Origin of the sequence: Sphingomonas suaedae, assembly GCF_007833215.1 — a bacterium.
Taxonomy (GTDB): Bacteria; Pseudomonadota; Alphaproteobacteria; order Sphingomonadales; family Sphingomonadaceae; genus Sphingomonas; species Sphingomonas suaedae.
On the sequence record NZ_CP042239.1, the window covers coordinates 2818646 to 2832497 of the forward strand.

Sequence of the window (13852 nt, forward strand, 5' to 3'; positions counted from 1 at the left end):
ATCGGCATTGCCGTAGGGGCCGTCACCCTCAAGCGCGACCCCTAGCAGATCAGGTACGCGGCATGGTGAGGTCGCGCGGCCAGTCGATCGCGCGACGCTCGTCCATTGCCTGCTCGCCGAGCAACGAGGCGATGGAAGCGTGAAACGCTTCCCGCAACGCGCCGCGCAACGGCTTGTTGGCCCGCACAGATGCTGCGAACGCCTCGAACTGCAGCGTCGTCTCATCATAGTCGCTCCAGCCGAGCGACTCGCCGGGTGTCACGATCGGCAATTCGGGGAACCAGGTCCGCCCACCAATCGGCACGGGGCGTTTCCTACCCTTCGCGACATCGTCCTCAAGCTTGCGCAGCGCGGCGACGGGGGGCGGCGCGTTCTCGAAATATATGCGACCCAATTCGGGTTCGATCGTACCCTTCGACCCCTGGATCTGCTCCTCGCAGCCGTAGCGGCGGTTGTTGAGCAGCGAGGTATAGATCAACTTCCGCCCGCCGGCATATTCGTAGATCAGCGCGACGTGATCATAGACGGTGCGCCCGTCTTTCCAGAAGCAGATGCTGCCCGACCCCATCACCCGTTCCGGCACATCATCGAGGACCCAATTCGCGATCTGAATCTGGTGTGTGCCGAGCTCGGTCATCAGGCCGCCCGAAAACTCCCGGTAAAGTCGCCAGTTCGTCCGCTGTTCCAGCGCAGAGCCGACGGGGACGGGCTTGCGCCAATTGGTTTGGCGATGCCAGCTGGCACGGATCTGCGTGACCGTCCCGATCTCGCCTGCCCGCACGCGCTTAATCGCTTTGAGATAAGTGGGGTTGAATAGCCGCTGGTGACCGATCTGCAATAGCTTGCCCGCGGTGTCCGCGCGGGCCACCATCGCCCGGCAATCGGCGACTGTCCGCGCCATCGCCTTTTCACACCAGACGTGCAGGCCGGCGTCCAGCGCGTCGAATGTCTGCGGTGCGTGGACGTGAAGCGGGGTCGCGATAACCACGGCGTCAAGCCCGCCGGCATCGATCATGGCGCGGTGATCGGCAAAGCCCGGCGCCGGCTGCGGCATGAGCTTCTGCGCCTGCGCAAGATGCGGTGCCTGATCGTCGCAAAGTGCGACGATGCGGCAGCCCCGCGCCTTGAGCAGATTCTGCAGCAGCGTGCGACCGCGGCTGCCCGTGCCGATGATGCCGATGCGCACATCACCCCCGCCGGCATCGATATTCGCAGCCTGTGCGGCCCAAGGTGCGACGGCGCCAAGGCCGCCAAGCGCCGCGACGCCGCCGAGCCGTTCAAGAAACCGGCGGCGAGAGAGGTCGAGCGAGTCGCGCATGGATAGTGCCTCCTGCCGCAGCACCGGTTGGCACGCGGGGAATCCGAGGAAAGTCGAAGCGGCGCAGGGATTCGCAGCCACCGCTGGAGAGGAGCCGGTCGCGCTGCGCCGCATCGCCTGCGAGCATGGCCGTGCTGAACGCCTCTGCCGTGGCGCCGGATGCATCGACGGCGACCGTCGTTGCAGGGGTCCGCACCGCCGCGCCATCGGCGGGGGAGAATGTATCGCCATTGGCCGCCCCAAGTGTCGACGAGATCGACACGCATCGCTGCACCAGGCCGAGCGTCACCAATGCGGTATCAGCTTTTGCCGGATGCGGCACCGCCAGCGGCCATGCGCCGCCCAGGGGATGTTCCCCATGCGCCAGGATCGAGCTTTCGCCGAGCGAAAGCAGCGCCGAGGAAACCCCGGCGTTGCATAAGACAGGCATGCAGGCGTCGAGGGCGATCCCCTTGCCCACCCCGCCGAAATCCAGCCCGGTTGGACTGGGCGAGCGGACGCGTCGGTTCACGGCGTCGATCTCGAGATCCGCCCAGCGCGCGTCGCCCATGCCCATTGTCGGGTCGAACAGGCCGTGGGTGGTGCGGTGCAGCGCATCGCACAGCAATAGTGCTTGCCATAGGATCTGATCGTCGACGGTCGCTTCTTTGCCCGCGCGGAGAAGCTGGTTGAGCAGGCTCGTCGGCGAGATGCGGTGAACGGTCAGCGCATCGTCCACCGTTTCAACCGCGGTGCGCAGATCGGCGGCGATCTTAGCTGCCGCCGGTGCGCCGAAGAGGTGGCATTCAATGCGCGTGCCCATCGCGACGAAGCGCTCGGCAAAGGTCGCGGGCGGCAAGGGTCGCATCAGGCGGTCAAGGCCCATCCAGGCTCATAGTCGATCGCCCAGAGCTTCATCGCGGCGGCATCCAGCGGTCGCCCCGTCGCCGGGTCGACCCGCAGCGTCTTGCCGGTGCGATATGCCATATTGCCAAGGTGGCAGAGCGTGGTGCTGATGTGCCCGTCCAGCACGGGCGACGCCTGGCCCGCGGCGGTCCCGCGCACTGTGTCGGCGAAATTGGCGAAGTGCCGCAGATCGAGGTCGCCGGCGCCGACCGTGTTCGTGGTCGCGCTTTTGGCGGCCGCCACTGCACGCCCGGTTGACTTGCCGTCCAGCCCGAAGAGTTCATAGCCGTTGCGATCAACGATCGCTGTCCCCCTAGTGCCATAGACCAGCACCCCGCGATCACGGCCGTAGCGGCGCTGCGCGTTGCAGCTGTGCCCGTCCCAGCGGATCATGCGGCCATCGCCATAGGCTAGTTCGAGTGCGAGCGTGTCGTACATCTCCCAATCGTCGCCGCGATGAAATCGGCGCGACCCGCGCGCAGTCACCTGCTCGGGATAGACCACGTCCATGATCCAGCGGGCGATGTCGAGTTCATGCAGCGCGTTGTTGGTGATCTCGCCGGTACCGTACTGCCAGAACCAGTGCCAGTTATAATGGACGAGATTGGTACGATATCGCCCGCGGGGAAGCGGTCCCTGCCACAGATCCCAGTCGAGATGCGCGGGCGGCGAGGCGTAACTGCCCTTGCCGATCGTGCCGCGGTTGTTCGCGTACCAGGTATCGGCCTGATAGACGTCACCAAGCGCGCCCTGGCGGATCAGCGCGACCAGTGCCTGCGTCTCCTGGCTTGAACGCTGCTGGTTGCCCATCTGCACGACGCGGTTGGCGCGGCGCTGCGCAGCGATCAGCGCCTCGCCCTCTGCGGGGGCTAGGCCCAGCGGCTTTTCGACATAGACGTGCTTGCCGGCGGCCAGGGCGTCGATCGAGGCTTTGACGTGCCAGTGGTCCGGCGTGGTGACCACCAGCGCGTCGATGTCCTGGCGATCGAGCGCGCGGCGATAATCGCGGTCCAGCCGGGGCACCTGGCTCTGCGTTTCACCTGCACGTTTCGCGAGCACAATCTGGTCGACGTCGATCAGCGCGGCCAACTCATTGTTAGGCGTACCAGCAACCGCCTTCATCAACGCCGTGCCGCGCCCGTTGAGCCCCATGACCGCCACGCGCAGACGGTCATTGGCGCCGAGAATGCGTGCATAGCTGGCCGCGGGAACCGACAGCGCGGCAATTCCTCCACCAAGCAGGGTGCGACGCCCGATCATTGTGCGCCCCCGGCGGGCAGGGTGCGGACCTTGATGTTGCGGAACGAGACGAGGTTGCCGTGGTCCTGCAGCAGGATCGGGCCGCTCGGCCACTCGCCGAATGAAGGCCATTTGTTGTATTTGCTCTGCGCGACGAGCGAGCGGAATGCGGGGGAGCCCCGCTCGAACTCGACCACTTTCCTGCCGTTCAGCCAATGTTCGACGTGCCGGCCCCGCACGACGATGCGCGCGGTATTCCAGGCACCGATCGGCACCGCTGGCTTGGGCTGGCCGGAATTGGCCAGGTCGCGCGCGGCGATCAGATCGTAGAGCGAGCCGACCGTGCGATTGCCGCCGCGGCCGAGCTTCGCATCGGGGTGGCGAGCATCGTCGAGCAACTGGAATTCGAGGCCGATCGCCGAACCCTCGCCGCGCAGCAGATCCGGATCTACGAAATATTTGATGCCGCTGTTCGCCCCGGGCGACAGGCGGAAATCGACCTTGAGTTCGAAGTTGGAGAATTGCTCGCGCGTGATGATATCGCCACCGTTGCGCGATTCCGCGCCGTCCGAAGCGAGCACGCTCAGTTCGCCATCCTGGATCTGCCACCCCGCGGCCGGAAACGCTTCGCTTTTCGCGCTTTTCCAGCCGGCCGTGGTGCGACCATCCCACAAGAGCCGCCAGCCCTGCTCGCGCTCCTGCTTGCTCAGCGTGTTGACCGATGCGTCGGCGGGGCGGGGCGTCTGCGCCGTCACCACGGCGCACATGAGCAACGATGCCACACCGCAGATCAATAGCGTCCTCATCATCCTCTCACCCCAGCTCATGGTCGGTTAATCCTTATATTTATCTTATCATTAGAATGGCTCGATACGCAAAGGGTGATTACGCCGATGCGAGGTCCGATCGCCTGCGAGCCGCCAATCCACGCATTGGATCGCGATGATGGTGTCTGCGCATCGTGCTACGACAGGGTGCATAGCATCCGTGTGACCGACTGCGCTGCCGGGGCGAATGAGAGCAAAGACGCGGTAGGATGCACGTATTTATCGGCTATGTTCTCGAAGGATCCGAGCCGCTAAATCGCGCCCGCGGCGAGCGGCTGGCGAGCGTGCAGGTCCTCCGGCCATTCGTTGCCGAGATCCTGATTGGCTCCACATGCTTCTGGGCGCCGTACCCCGCGGAGATGAAGAGCCGCGCTTGAAGATGGTCAACGCGGGGCCCTCAACATGTCAGACACCCCGGGGGATGTCGCTAGAATAATGGCAGGGGCTGATCACGACCGACCTGACGGGTGCAGTTCTGGTCGCGTCGTTGCGTTCGCATGCTGATGCCGACGCGGAAGCCGGTACGATCGGCCAGCCAGCCGAATGGGATTCCGGTTTCGATCTCACACCTCGCCTGCGTTGAGACAAGCCATCGCCCACAAATTGTAACCACTCGGCGCTTTGGAGCGAACCAAGTTTGGAAGGGAAGATTCCGGTCCACCCACGTTCCCCGGTGATGGCATGCTCATCGCCGGCCTACGCGGGGCGCGAGAAACGCCAATTCAAGAGATTTCACATGATTATACATCGCACAAATCTGATAGGCGCAATTGCTTGCATCGGCGCAATTCTCCCGGTCGCCAGTCCTGCTCTTGCCCAGACGGCAGGCTCCGGAGGGAAAGATGCTGCGCGGACATCGGAAAGCATCGGCCCATCTGATCCGACGAAACCCATTCATCTCCTTCATGGTTCGGGATTACACCACATAAATGTGCGAGCCTTTGACCTGGATGAAACCATCGCTTTCTATGAGCGAGCGTTCGGCTTCCGCCTTCTCTTCCGCTGGGACGGCGTGGTCGGCGTACGAGGCAAAGCCATTCATTTTCGTAACCCGCTGCAAGGTGCACAGCTCGACATGGGTGACGGACAGATCCTTGAGTTGATTCCGGCGCCTAAAAAGGCGGTTCGTCCAAGTGATCTCGCGTCAAGTTTCAATCATATCGGCTTGCGCGTTTCCAATTTGGAGGAGGCCTATGCGCGCGCGCTTGCCAATGGCGCCAAGCCCTATCCTATCGAGGATGGGGTGGGCGGCGTCTGGGACGGCCCAACGACTATTACGCTTAAAGCTCGGCCGCCTTTTCGGCGATCTTTCGTTGTTCGAGCGGCGCACGTCTTAGGGCCCAATGGAGAGGTCATCGAGCTCTTTGAAGCGTAGCGGGAATCTAGACCTTTCAAAGCAACTGACGCCAACGTCGAGCGGCACTACGTCGCTTCGGGCAAGCCGCCGCAGAGTGGGCTTGTGGAACCGTCCAATGGTCGGCGCGCCCCAACCGCCTGAACAAGCGCCAGCTCCACTCGCTGCTGTGGCGAGACGAACGATCAAGATGTGGCGGATGGACTACGACATCCTTCATATCCACACCATCAAGCGAGCTTGTTTAAAGTACCGTTCGGCAGTTCAGTCCGGATCTTCGGTGACGAGTATTAGGCCGTCACTGGCCCAGCGACCCAGCCAGGTGCCCGCTTGTCCGATCCCGGCGCGCTCGCCGAAACGTGCGACTGCGGCGTCGCATAGTTCGGCGAAGCGCAGGCTATCTTCCAGCTGGCACAACGCCTGAAATTCGTCGCGATCGATCTTGCGATATCGCGCGACGTGATCCTTGCGCCACACAACGATCCCGGCGTTTTCGACACCGGCCTCAAGTGTTGGTGGCGTCTCTTCGTCGACCAGCGCCTGCCAGATGTCGGCTGCGTTGGTCGATAGCAATCGCAAGGCACGCGCTGGAACCAGCCACAGCGTGGCGCGATCCCAGTCGATCGTCGGCAAATCGGCGACGCACATCGCCACGGCGTCAGGCCCGGTAAACACGTCCTCGATCGCCCAATCGATCCAAGCCAGTTCAACGACCTCATTGTCATGGGGATACAGCAAGGTCAGGGTGTCAGGAAATTCAAGTGGGTAAGCATCGAGTGTCCAACTGCTGGGCGGCACGCGATCGACATGCGTCGCCGCCGCCGCCAGGAATGCCTCAGCCCCCAACCAGGCGCGCGTGCGCGCGAAGCTGCCTTCGAGACAGGCGATCAGCTGGGCGCGATAATTGTTCTGATAGACGCGCAAGCCCGGCCCGGCGTTCGATCCAAGGCGGCGCGCCGCCTGCGCATCTTCGCGGGTCAACCAGGCCTGTATGTCGGTCTGAAGCGAACGCAGGTTCATGCCGCGACCGCGCGTGTTGCGTCGGCGATGTCGCGCGCTTCCTGAAGTTCGCGAAGCAGCTCGGCGAGTGGCGGAATGTCGTCGTCGCGCTCGATCATCGTGGCGACGGAACTCAGGTGCGGGAGTACCTGCGCAAACAGGTCCCAGACCGACTCGGGCACCGGTGAATCGTGCGTATCCACTAACAGCTCGCTGCCCTGGCTGTGGCCGGCGAGATGAACCTGCCGCACCCGCTCGTGCGGTATGCCGGCGAGATAGGCGATCGGATCGAAGCCGTGGTTGCTAGCACTCACAAAGACATTGTTGACGTCGAGCAGCAGATGACAGCCCGTCCGTGCGCACATCGCTGCCATGAAGTCCCATTCGGTCATCTCAGCCGGTGCGAAGGCGATATAGCTCGACGGATTTTCGACCAGCATCGTGCGACCGAGCACCGTTTGGGCGTGGTCGATATTGTCGCACACGGTGTTCAGCGCCTCGTTGGTGTAAGGCAGGGGCAGGAGGTCGTGTGAGTTGAAACCGTCGATCCGCGACCAGCTCAGATGATCGGACACGAACAGCGGTTCGACCTCATCGACCAGCGCGCGCAAGCGCCGCAGATAAGTGCCATCGAGCCCATCGACCGAGCCGAGCGACATCGATACGCCGTGCAGCGCGACCGGATAGCGATCGCGCAAATCCCGCAGGATCTGACGCGGGCGACCGCCATCGATCATGAAATTCTCCGAGATTACCTCGAGAAAATCGACCGCGACACGATGTTCCAGGAATTCGCGGTAATGCGGTTTGCGCAGGCCCAGCCCGAAGCGGTGCATGAAGATGCTCCCATTAGGTTCACAGGCCCGGCAGCCCATGGCCGCCGGGCCTGTCAGGCGGTCACTTGGCTTCGGTGAGGCGGCCGCCGGCCGACTTGCAGGCCTTGGCGGTCAGTGACTTGAAGCCTTGACCCTTGCATTCGTTCTGGCCGCTGCACTCGTTCTTAGCGGTCTTGCAGTCCGACGTGCCCTTGCAGGTGTTGATGCCATAGCAATGCACAACGGCCGCCTTGGCACCCTGTTGCGCGGCAGCGGTGGAAGGTGCTGCGGTGGTCGCGATCGCGACGACGGCTGCGGATGCGGCGAGGCTGAGGCTGGTGGATGCGAAGTTCATTTGTATCTCCGAAACTGTTCTGCCGAAGTGGCGTGTACATTTCGCGGCAGTGACGAAGTCGGTTACAGATTTTCGCGATTACCAGCGCAGCAGGCGCGGCCCGAGCAACGCGCCGACCGACGTCGCCAGCAAAATGCCAAGCGAATACCAGGTGAGCACGAAGATCGCAGACACTTCGGGACAGTGCAGGCAATAGACGGTCGCGGCAAAGGCGCCGGCCGTCAGTCCCGCAGCCGCACCGGCGGCGCGCAGGCGCGTTGGCGCCAACTGACGGAACGACCAGAGCAGCCCGACAAAGATTGGGCCGGCGAGGGCCAGAACGCGCCACGGGCACGTCCGCCAGCTATGTCCGAGCCACATCGCCAGCCACTCGCCCGACGGTGTCCGGATGAGTTCGCCAAGGCCGATGAACGTCAGCAGTGCGACGGGAACAGCCAACAGCCACAACCAGCGCAAGTGGGCACTGTCGGGCCGAGCCAACTGTGCGGTTACGCCAAGCGCGGCAATGGCCAGGGAGATCGTGTAGCCCCATTTCATCCAAAAGGAGAAGCCAAGCATCGCGCTGCCCAGGTCGGGCCGCGGGCCAAGCCAGCTCCACAGGACGAGCGTCGAACCAAGGGCCCCCAGCATCAGACCGATCGCGATCCGACGCCCTACGGTGCCGGCCCGAACCGGCTGGGTATCGCGCGCGAGCTGCGTGATGAGATCGTCGGTGTTCATGGCGCGTTCCCTTGTACGCGCCTCATCAGCGCCTTGAGGCCGCGATGCACTGAAACCTTCACGTCGGATTCGCCGACACCGCCCCGTTGCGCGGCTTCGGCGACGCTGAGGCCGTCGATCCGCGTGGCGCGGATCGCCATCGCCTGCTTGGCGGGCAGCTCGCCGAGCAACTGCTCGATGTCGATCCGGGCGACCGCCTCGTCCTCGAAATCGTCAGCGAGCAACGTGTCTTCCAAGCCCTCGATCGGTCGTAAGCGGCTGGTTCGTCGGAACTGGTCGATCATTTTATAGCGCGCGATGGCGAACAGCCAGGCGGTGAAGGACCGCCCGCGGTCGTAGGTGGCGCGGCGCGTATGAACCGCAATCAACGTTTCCTGCACAAGATCCTCGATATCATCATCGCCGCCGCTTGCGCGCCGACGATAGAATCCCCGCAGCAACGGAACGAGCACGCGCAGCAATGTCGCATGGGCGGCGGCATCGCCGTCCAGCCCATCGCTCATCAATTCGCGCAAGGTCTGCTCGTTCACCCGCATTCAAGCTCCTCGGCTAGAGTTCGGCATAGGCCGGCCCAAGGTTACATCGCCAATCGATTTATTTCCGCATCGCCCGTGTAACCCATGTCATGGGCCAGCCGAACTACCTTTCGTGACCTGGGCTCCCCGCCTCCTCCTCCGGTCACCGCGCGGTCCGGCACAAACCGGGCCGCGCGCTTTTGAGGCATCGGAATTGAAGGACCCACTTCATGCGCATTACCAATGCAACGCTCGCCGCGACGCTCGCCATGGCATCCGCTGCCGCTCTGGCCATGCCGGCCGAAGCGCAGACCAAGCCGAAAATGGAGAAGTGTTATGGCATTTCGCTCGCCGGCAAGAACGATTGCGCCGCAGGCCCGGGCACCAGCTGCGCCGGCACGTCGAAGACCGACTATCAGGGCAATGCCTGGAAGCTGGTGAAAGCCGGCACCTGCACCACCATCAAGACCCCCAAGGGCAACGGCTCGCTTAAGCCCAAGGCATGAAATCGAACCGGCCGGGCCAATGCGCCCGGTCGCTTTCATATGAGAGGTATATTCATGAACATTGCCGTGGCCGGTGGACATCGCTTCGCTCGGATGATCTCCGCAACTATTCCGGACGATTTCCTACTGCTTAGCGCGAGGTTCGCCATCGCTGCAGTGTTCTTCATGTCGGGCCGCACCAAGGTCGAGGGTGTAATCGCCATCACCGATGGCACTTATGAACTGTTTGCAAGCGAATATGCGCTGCCGCTGGTGTCACCAAACATCGCCGCCGTTGCCGCGACATGGTCAGAGCACATCTTTCCGATCCTGCTGGTGCTCGGTCTTGCCACGCGACTCTCGGCATTCGCTCTTTTAGTTATGACGCTGGTCATTCAGGTCTTCGTTTATCCCGACGCTTGGCCGACCCATGCGACGTGGGTAGCCCTGGCGTTACTGTTAGTGGCGCGTGGCGGCGGCAACTGGTCGCTTGATCGGACCCTCAGCGGCGTTCGGACGGTCTGAACTGCTCGCGTGATGAGACAGCGCGCTGACGTGATCCCCTATTCGACCATAAACATTGACTGCCACGTATTTCAGCTTATCGATAATACAGATAAGATAAATATGTATGTCGATCAGGCGTATGTGCGGTCGCTCGGTCGAAGTCGAAGAGGGGATTGCGCATGTTCTTACGTGGTTTGTTCGATGCGTTTGGGGCGCTGAGCGCGACCGTTAAAATCGGTTTGCTCGCATTGGTGACCGTCTTAGTCGGCATCATCGCGGGGTATCCCGGGCAGGGATCTGGCGGCGGTGGCGTGGTCATAACGCCGACGCCGACGCCGACGCCGACGCCCACCACGAGCCCCACACCGGAACCGACGCCTACTCCCACTCCGACTCCGACGGGGACGCCCGATTTTGGCGGTGTGCTGGGCGGCAACTACAATGAACACTATCAGGATATCGACATTGTCGATTTGCAGAAGGCCAACGCCCAGTGGATCCGGACGTTCGTGCGCCTTGCGCAGGGTGATCGCGACGCCGCGATCGCCAAGCTGCTCGACACGGGCGATCAGGGGTACAAGACGATCCTGTCGCTGAAATGGGTGTTCGAACAGCGTGATTTCCCGCAGCCCGGCACGCCCGCGATGCAGACGGAGATCAACCGCATCGACTCGCTGCTCGCGCAGGTGATGGGCAAGGTCGACATTCTGGTGATCGGCAACGAACCCTATATCGACACCGCCCAGCAATATGCCGATGCCGATCTCAACGCCTTCTACGAATTGATGGCCGATCGCGTCATCGCCTATCGCACACAGAATTGCGTCACCGACTGTAAGACGCGCCTTTATATGGGCGCGCTCAATCGCCTCGACCTGCCCGAACGGATCACGCCCTCGGTTGAACGCTGGATGCAGTATGTGAAGGATACGCCGCAGATCGACGGCGTCGACATCCATCCGCATATCCCGCGGATCGAAGCGTCGCGTCCGTTCCTCGATTATATCCTGCCGCGCATGCGTGACGACCAGCGCTTCATCGTCACGGAATTCTCGCTGATCTGGTGGTGGGGTGAGAACCAGCGCCAGACGGTATCGACCGCCTTTGCGGACGCCTATGGCCTGCCCCACACGACCTATAACTGGGAAGTGATCAAGTCGGCGGTCGAAACGCCGTTCACGAAGAAGAAGTGGGACGACTTCCTCTCGCTCAGCCCGTGGTTCGAGAACCGCAAGCGCTATCTGTCGAACCAGATGCGTATCTTCCGCAACAGCGGCAAGCTCGCGGTCGCCACCTATGCGTTCAGGCAGTCGCAGCAATCGGGGGAGAATTACGGGCCCGACAAGACGCCCTGGATCCTGAACGGCGTTTACGCACCGGTCACCGTCCAGGCGAATCCGGACGGCAGCGCCCCCTTCAACTATGCTTGGATCGACGACTTCCGTCAGCTTGCGCGCAATCCGTGAGTGCGCAGGGCCAGGTCCGACCTTGTGTCTGAAGCGCATGGCGATGTTTGGATGCCTAGCCGCGAGTGCCACCGCGCTCGCGGCTACCGCACACGCCCAGTTGCCGGATCCCCAAATCGTCACGTTGCAGGCGGATCTTGACCAGGATGGGAAGCCGGACATCGTCACAGCCTATGGGCGACGTAATCTACGAACATATTCCGTGTATATCAAACGCAGCACCGGGCGCGAATTCTCGCCGCTAAGTAGATATTATGATTCGAAGCGTACGCGCCTGTCATTGACATATCGCGAGCACGGAGGTGACGTGAGATGTGCCGAATGGCAGTCCGGACGCGGCGATATCGGCTGCGGCGTGCCTCATGGTCCCCACATACCGCGACGCGCCATCGCGGTGGACACCGGTGAGCAAATCCTGCTGCTCTTCTATTCGCAGGCAGACCAGGCTTATGGGCGCCCAGATCATGCAAAGGGCTATTTCTGGGTCATGCCAGCAGTCGCCGGACCGCCTGCGCGTATGCCCTGATGGTATACGGGTTCGCGGTGTTCCTTACGGTGTGACCAGATAGGCGACGAACTGCGTCTCCCCCGTAGCCATAGTCGCGGCTGTGAGCGGTCCCGGTTCAAGCCCCTCCGCGGCACCGATCGCGACCAGTTCCGCCTGATGCAACAGGGCAAATGCGGCGGCGCGATCTGCCGCCGCTGCGCCGTCGACCACGGTACCCGACAGGCGGCACAAGTTGCTGCGGCATTCCACTTCGAGCGCGCCGAACCGCGCGCCGCCGGTCATGACCCGTCCCAGCCGCGAATTCAGTCGTTCCGCGCGGAGGGCAGCCTCCGGCTCCGCAAGTGCGCCGGCAAAGCGGGCGTCCAGCAGCGCGACATCGGCATCCATCTGCTCAACGCCGCGCGCGGGCATGTCGCTGGCCGCCATTATAGGTGCATGGCCGCCAGGCCATACCGCTGATGCCGTGGCCCGGGCAGGATGGGGGATCACGACGACTATGCCCTCGGGCGCGTCATCAGTCCCTTCGTGCAATGCAAAGGCGAGGGCGCACATGACGCCAACCGCCGCTGCGGCTGCAACCAGCAAGTCACGCTGACTGTCTTGCACCAGCATATCACCTCCAACTTTATTATGTGATCAATACTAAAGATATGCTATTATACAATCGCCACTCGCGGTTAGCCGGGGGCCATAGGAGAGACTGGGATGAAGGCTTTTCTTTCTTGTTGTGCTGCGATCGGCAGCATCGCGGCGTCGGCGACATTGCTGACCCTCGGCGCGCCGGCAAAGGCGCAGACCTATACAAATCCCATTCTTGACGAAAACGTCCCCGACCCGGCTACGCTCCGGGTGGGCGGCACGCTGTACGTCTATGCAACTGGGGCGAAGACCGGATCGAGCAATCCCGCAAAATACATCCAGATGACCAAGTCGACCGACCTGATCAACTGGACGCCAACGACGACAGTCTTAATCCTGCCGAGCTGGGCGACGGGCGACACCTGGGCGCCGGATGTGATCAAGGATCCCTCGGTCGCTAATCGCTACGTGATGTATTTTTCCGCGAAGGGGAACCAGGCACATGCCAACGTGCCGGACAATGCCGACAAGTGTATCGGCGTTGCCGTCGCGAGTTCGCCAGACGGGCCCTTCACGGCGCAGCCCGCGCCGTTGCTCTGCGGATCGGGCGGGCGCGAGATCGATCCGATGGCGTTTTACGACAACAATGAAAGCAAGTGGTTTCTGTTCTGGGGTTCTTCCTCGACCGTGCCCATGAGCCGCCGCGCGCTCTCTGCGAACCTGCTGACCTTCGCTGCGGGATCGACCACCGCGAATGTGATCAGCGCAATTCCCGGGGATCCATATTCCTCGCTGGTCGAGGCGGCCTGGCTGTTGGATCGGGGTGCCTATCGCTATCTCTTCATGTCCGGCAAGCACTGCTGCATGGGAGATGATGATTATGCGGTGACAGTTGCACGAAAATCCTTGTCGAACCTGAGCGGCCCGTGGGTTCGTTACACGGGCGGGCAGAACGGCGCGATCCTGCGGCGGAACGTCACTTGGCAGGCCCCTGGGCATAACGCCGTCTTTGTCGACGGGGCGGGGCATCACTGGATGGTCTATCACGCCCGCCGACCGAACGCCCCGAACAAGCGCGTGCTGATGATGGACCGGATCACGTGGCAAAATGGTTGGCCGCGAATCGCCAACGACAGCCCGTCAACTGGCGCGGTTGCAGCACCGGTGCCCTAAAAGGCGCCGGGGGGGCGTCAAGTTCACCGCTGCCTTCCGACGGCGCACGATTCGCCGCGCGAAGTGAGACTTCTTCACTATTTGGACGCTCGGCTTTCTGCCCGGTG

The 13852-nt window shown here is 62.6% G+C and carries 16 protein-coding genes; 6 read left to right on the plus strand and 10 right to left on the minus strand.

Annotation, left to right across the window (positions count from 1 at the left end; all coding sequences use genetic code 11):
• Nucleotides 1–49 precede the first annotated feature (49 nt).
• From FPZ54_RS13325 to FPZ54_RS13340, 4 genes are read right to left on the minus strand one after another with little or no spacing between them, the layout of a single operon-like run.
• Nucleotides 50–1318, minus strand: coding sequence for a Gfo/Idh/MocA family protein (locus FPZ54_RS13325; RefSeq protein WP_145847947.1), 1269 nt, complete (start codon nucleotides 1316–1318; stop codon nucleotides 50–52).
• A complete protein-coding gene (locus FPZ54_RS13330) occupies nucleotides 1278–2183 on the minus strand; it encodes an FAD:protein FMN transferase (RefSeq protein WP_239019578.1) in 906 nt (301 codons plus the stop codon). The genes FPZ54_RS13325 and FPZ54_RS13330 overlap by 41 nt, the downstream gene beginning before the upstream one ends.
• On the minus strand, nucleotides 2165–3463 hold the full coding sequence (locus FPZ54_RS13335; RefSeq protein WP_145847950.1) for a Gfo/Idh/MocA family protein: 1299 nt from the start codon (nucleotides 3461–3463) through the stop codon (nucleotides 2165–2167). The genes FPZ54_RS13330 and FPZ54_RS13335 overlap by 19 nt, the downstream gene beginning before the upstream one ends.
• Nucleotides 3460–4224 (minus strand): 3-keto-disaccharide hydrolase, encoded by a 765-nt coding sequence (locus FPZ54_RS13340; RefSeq protein WP_222428305.1) that lies wholly within the window; start codon nucleotides 4222–4224, stop codon nucleotides 3460–3462. The genes FPZ54_RS13335 and FPZ54_RS13340 overlap by 4 nt, the downstream gene beginning before the upstream one ends.
• A gap of 254 nt (nucleotides 4225–4478) precedes the next feature.
• Between FPZ54_RS13340 and FPZ54_RS19905 the strand changes: the two genes are divergently transcribed.
• The gene (locus tag FPZ54_RS19905; RefSeq protein WP_186456764.1) at nucleotides 4479–4646 is read left to right on the plus strand and encodes a hypothetical protein; all 168 of its coding nucleotides are present in this window, start codon (nucleotides 4479–4481) and stop codon (nucleotides 4644–4646) included.
• A gap of 359 nt (nucleotides 4647–5005) precedes the next feature.
• Entirely contained in the window at nucleotides 5006–5644 is a 639-nt protein-coding gene (locus FPZ54_RS13345; protein WP_186456765.1) for a VOC family protein, read from the plus strand.
• Between the two features lie 243 nt (nucleotides 5645–5887).
• Here FPZ54_RS13345 and FPZ54_RS13350 read toward each other — a convergent pair whose 3' ends face one another.
• The 5 genes from FPZ54_RS13350 to FPZ54_RS13370 all read right to left on the minus strand — a co-directional run bounded on the left by FPZ54_RS13350 (nucleotide 5888) and on the right by FPZ54_RS13370 (nucleotide 9048).
• A complete protein-coding gene (locus FPZ54_RS13350) occupies nucleotides 5888–6643 on the minus strand; it encodes an HvfC/BufC N-terminal domain-containing protein (protein WP_145847957.1) in 756 nt (251 codons plus the stop codon).
• The gene (gene bufB, locus FPZ54_RS13355) at nucleotides 6640–7458 is read right to left on the minus strand and encodes an MNIO family bufferin maturase (RefSeq protein ID WP_145847959.1); all 819 of its coding nucleotides are present in this window, start codon (nucleotides 7456–7458) and stop codon (nucleotides 6640–6642) included. Before bufB ends, FPZ54_RS13350 begins: the two co-directional genes overlap by 4 nt.
• Nucleotides 7459–7519: 61 nt before the next feature.
• Nucleotides 7520–7792, minus strand: a complete 273-nt coding sequence (gene bufA2, locus FPZ54_RS13360) for a BufA2 family periplasmic bufferin-type metallophore (protein WP_145847961.1) — start codon at nucleotides 7790–7792, stop codon at nucleotides 7520–7522.
• Between the two features lie 78 nt (nucleotides 7793–7870).
• Nucleotides 7871–8512: a DUF1109 domain-containing protein gene (locus FPZ54_RS13365; RefSeq protein ID WP_145847963.1), complete on the minus strand. Its 642-nt coding sequence runs from the start codon at nucleotides 8510–8512 to the stop codon at nucleotides 7871–7873.
• The gene (locus FPZ54_RS13370) at nucleotides 8509–9048 is read right to left on the minus strand and encodes a sigma-70 family RNA polymerase sigma factor (protein ID WP_145847965.1); all 540 of its coding nucleotides are present in this window, start codon (nucleotides 9046–9048) and stop codon (nucleotides 8509–8511) included. Before FPZ54_RS13370 ends, FPZ54_RS13365 begins: the two co-directional genes overlap by 4 nt.
• Before the next feature lie 209 nt (nucleotides 9049–9257).
• Here FPZ54_RS13370 and FPZ54_RS13375 point away from each other — a divergent pair, with 209 nt between their 5' ends.
• The 3 genes from FPZ54_RS13375 (at nucleotide 9258) to FPZ54_RS19910 (ending at nucleotide 11485) form a co-directional block, all read left to right on the plus strand.
• Nucleotides 9258–9533: a BufA1 family periplasmic bufferin-type metallophore gene (locus tag FPZ54_RS13375; protein ID WP_145847967.1), complete on the plus strand. Its 276-nt coding sequence runs from the start codon at nucleotides 9258–9260 to the stop codon at nucleotides 9531–9533.
• Nucleotides 9534–9587: 54 nt separating this feature from the next.
• Entirely contained in the window at nucleotides 9588–10037 is a 450-nt protein-coding gene (locus FPZ54_RS13380; RefSeq protein WP_145847969.1) for a DoxX family protein, read from the plus strand.
• Between the two features lie 161 nt (nucleotides 10038–10198).
• Nucleotides 10199–11485, plus strand: coding sequence for a hypothetical protein (locus FPZ54_RS19910; protein WP_186456766.1), 1287 nt, complete (start codon nucleotides 10199–10201; stop codon nucleotides 11483–11485).
• 550 nt (nucleotides 11486–12035) lie between these two features.
• Here FPZ54_RS19910 and FPZ54_RS13395 read toward each other — a convergent pair.
• Complete coding sequence (locus tag FPZ54_RS13395; RefSeq protein WP_145847973.1) at nucleotides 12036–12419, minus strand: hypothetical protein; 384 nt, start codon at nucleotides 12417–12419, stop codon at nucleotides 12036–12038.
• Between the two features lie 279 nt (nucleotides 12420–12698).
• On the opposite strand from FPZ54_RS13395, the gene FPZ54_RS13400 reads away from it, so the two are divergent.
• The gene (locus FPZ54_RS13400) at nucleotides 12699–13745 is read left to right on the plus strand and encodes a glycoside hydrolase family 43 protein (protein WP_145847975.1); all 1047 of its coding nucleotides are present in this window, start codon (nucleotides 12699–12701) and stop codon (nucleotides 13743–13745) included.
• Nucleotides 13746–13852: the final 107 nt, after the last annotated feature.

Coding starts and splice junctions, on each gene's coding strand:
- FPZ54_RS13380 (WP_145847969.1), top strand. CDS start 9,588: ATGAACATTGCCGTGGCCGGTGGACATCGCTTCGCTCGGATGATCTCC.
- bufA2 (WP_145847961.1), bottom strand. CDS start 7,792: ATGAACTTCGCATCCACCAGCCTCAGCCTCGCCGCATCCGCAGCCGTC.
- FPZ54_RS13395 (WP_145847973.1), bottom strand. CDS start 12,419: ATGGCGGCCAGCGACATGCCCGCGCGCGGCGTTGAGCAGATGGATGCC.
- FPZ54_RS13325 (WP_145847947.1), bottom strand. CDS start 1,318: ATGCGCGACTCGCTCGACCTCTCTCGCCGCCGGTTTCTTGAACGGCTC.
- FPZ54_RS13335 (WP_145847950.1), bottom strand. CDS start 3,463: ATGATCGGGCGTCGCACCCTGCTTGGTGGAGGAATTGCCGCGCTGTCG.
- FPZ54_RS13365 (WP_145847963.1), bottom strand. CDS start 8,512: ATGAACACCGACGATCTCATCACGCAGCTCGCGCGCGATACCCAGCCG.
- bufB (WP_145847959.1), bottom strand. CDS start 7,458: ATGCACCGCTTCGGGCTGGGCCTGCGCAAACCGCATTACCGCGAATTC.
- FPZ54_RS13330 (WP_239019578.1), bottom strand. CDS start 2,183: ATGGGCCTTGACCGCCTGATGCGACCCTTGCCGCCCGCGACCTTTGCC.
- FPZ54_RS13370 (WP_145847965.1), bottom strand. CDS start 9,048: ATGCGGGTGAACGAGCAGACCTTGCGCGAATTGATGAGCGATGGGCTG.
- FPZ54_RS13350 (WP_145847957.1), bottom strand. CDS start 6,643: ATGAACCTGCGTTCGCTTCAGACCGACATACAGGCCTGGTTGACCCGC.
- FPZ54_RS19910 (WP_186456766.1), top strand. CDS start 10,199: ATGTTCTTACGTGGTTTGTTCGATGCGTTTGGGGCGCTGAGCGCGACC.
- FPZ54_RS19905 (WP_186456764.1), top strand. CDS start 4,479: ATGCACGTATTTATCGGCTATGTTCTCGAAGGATCCGAGCCGCTAAAT.
- FPZ54_RS13375 (WP_145847967.1), top strand. CDS start 9,258: ATGCGCATTACCAATGCAACGCTCGCCGCGACGCTCGCCATGGCATCC.
- FPZ54_RS13400 (WP_145847975.1), top strand. CDS start 12,699: ATGAAGGCTTTTCTTTCTTGTTGTGCTGCGATCGGCAGCATCGCGGCG.
- FPZ54_RS13345 (WP_186456765.1), top strand. CDS start 5,006: ATGATTATACATCGCACAAATCTGATAGGCGCAATTGCTTGCATCGGC.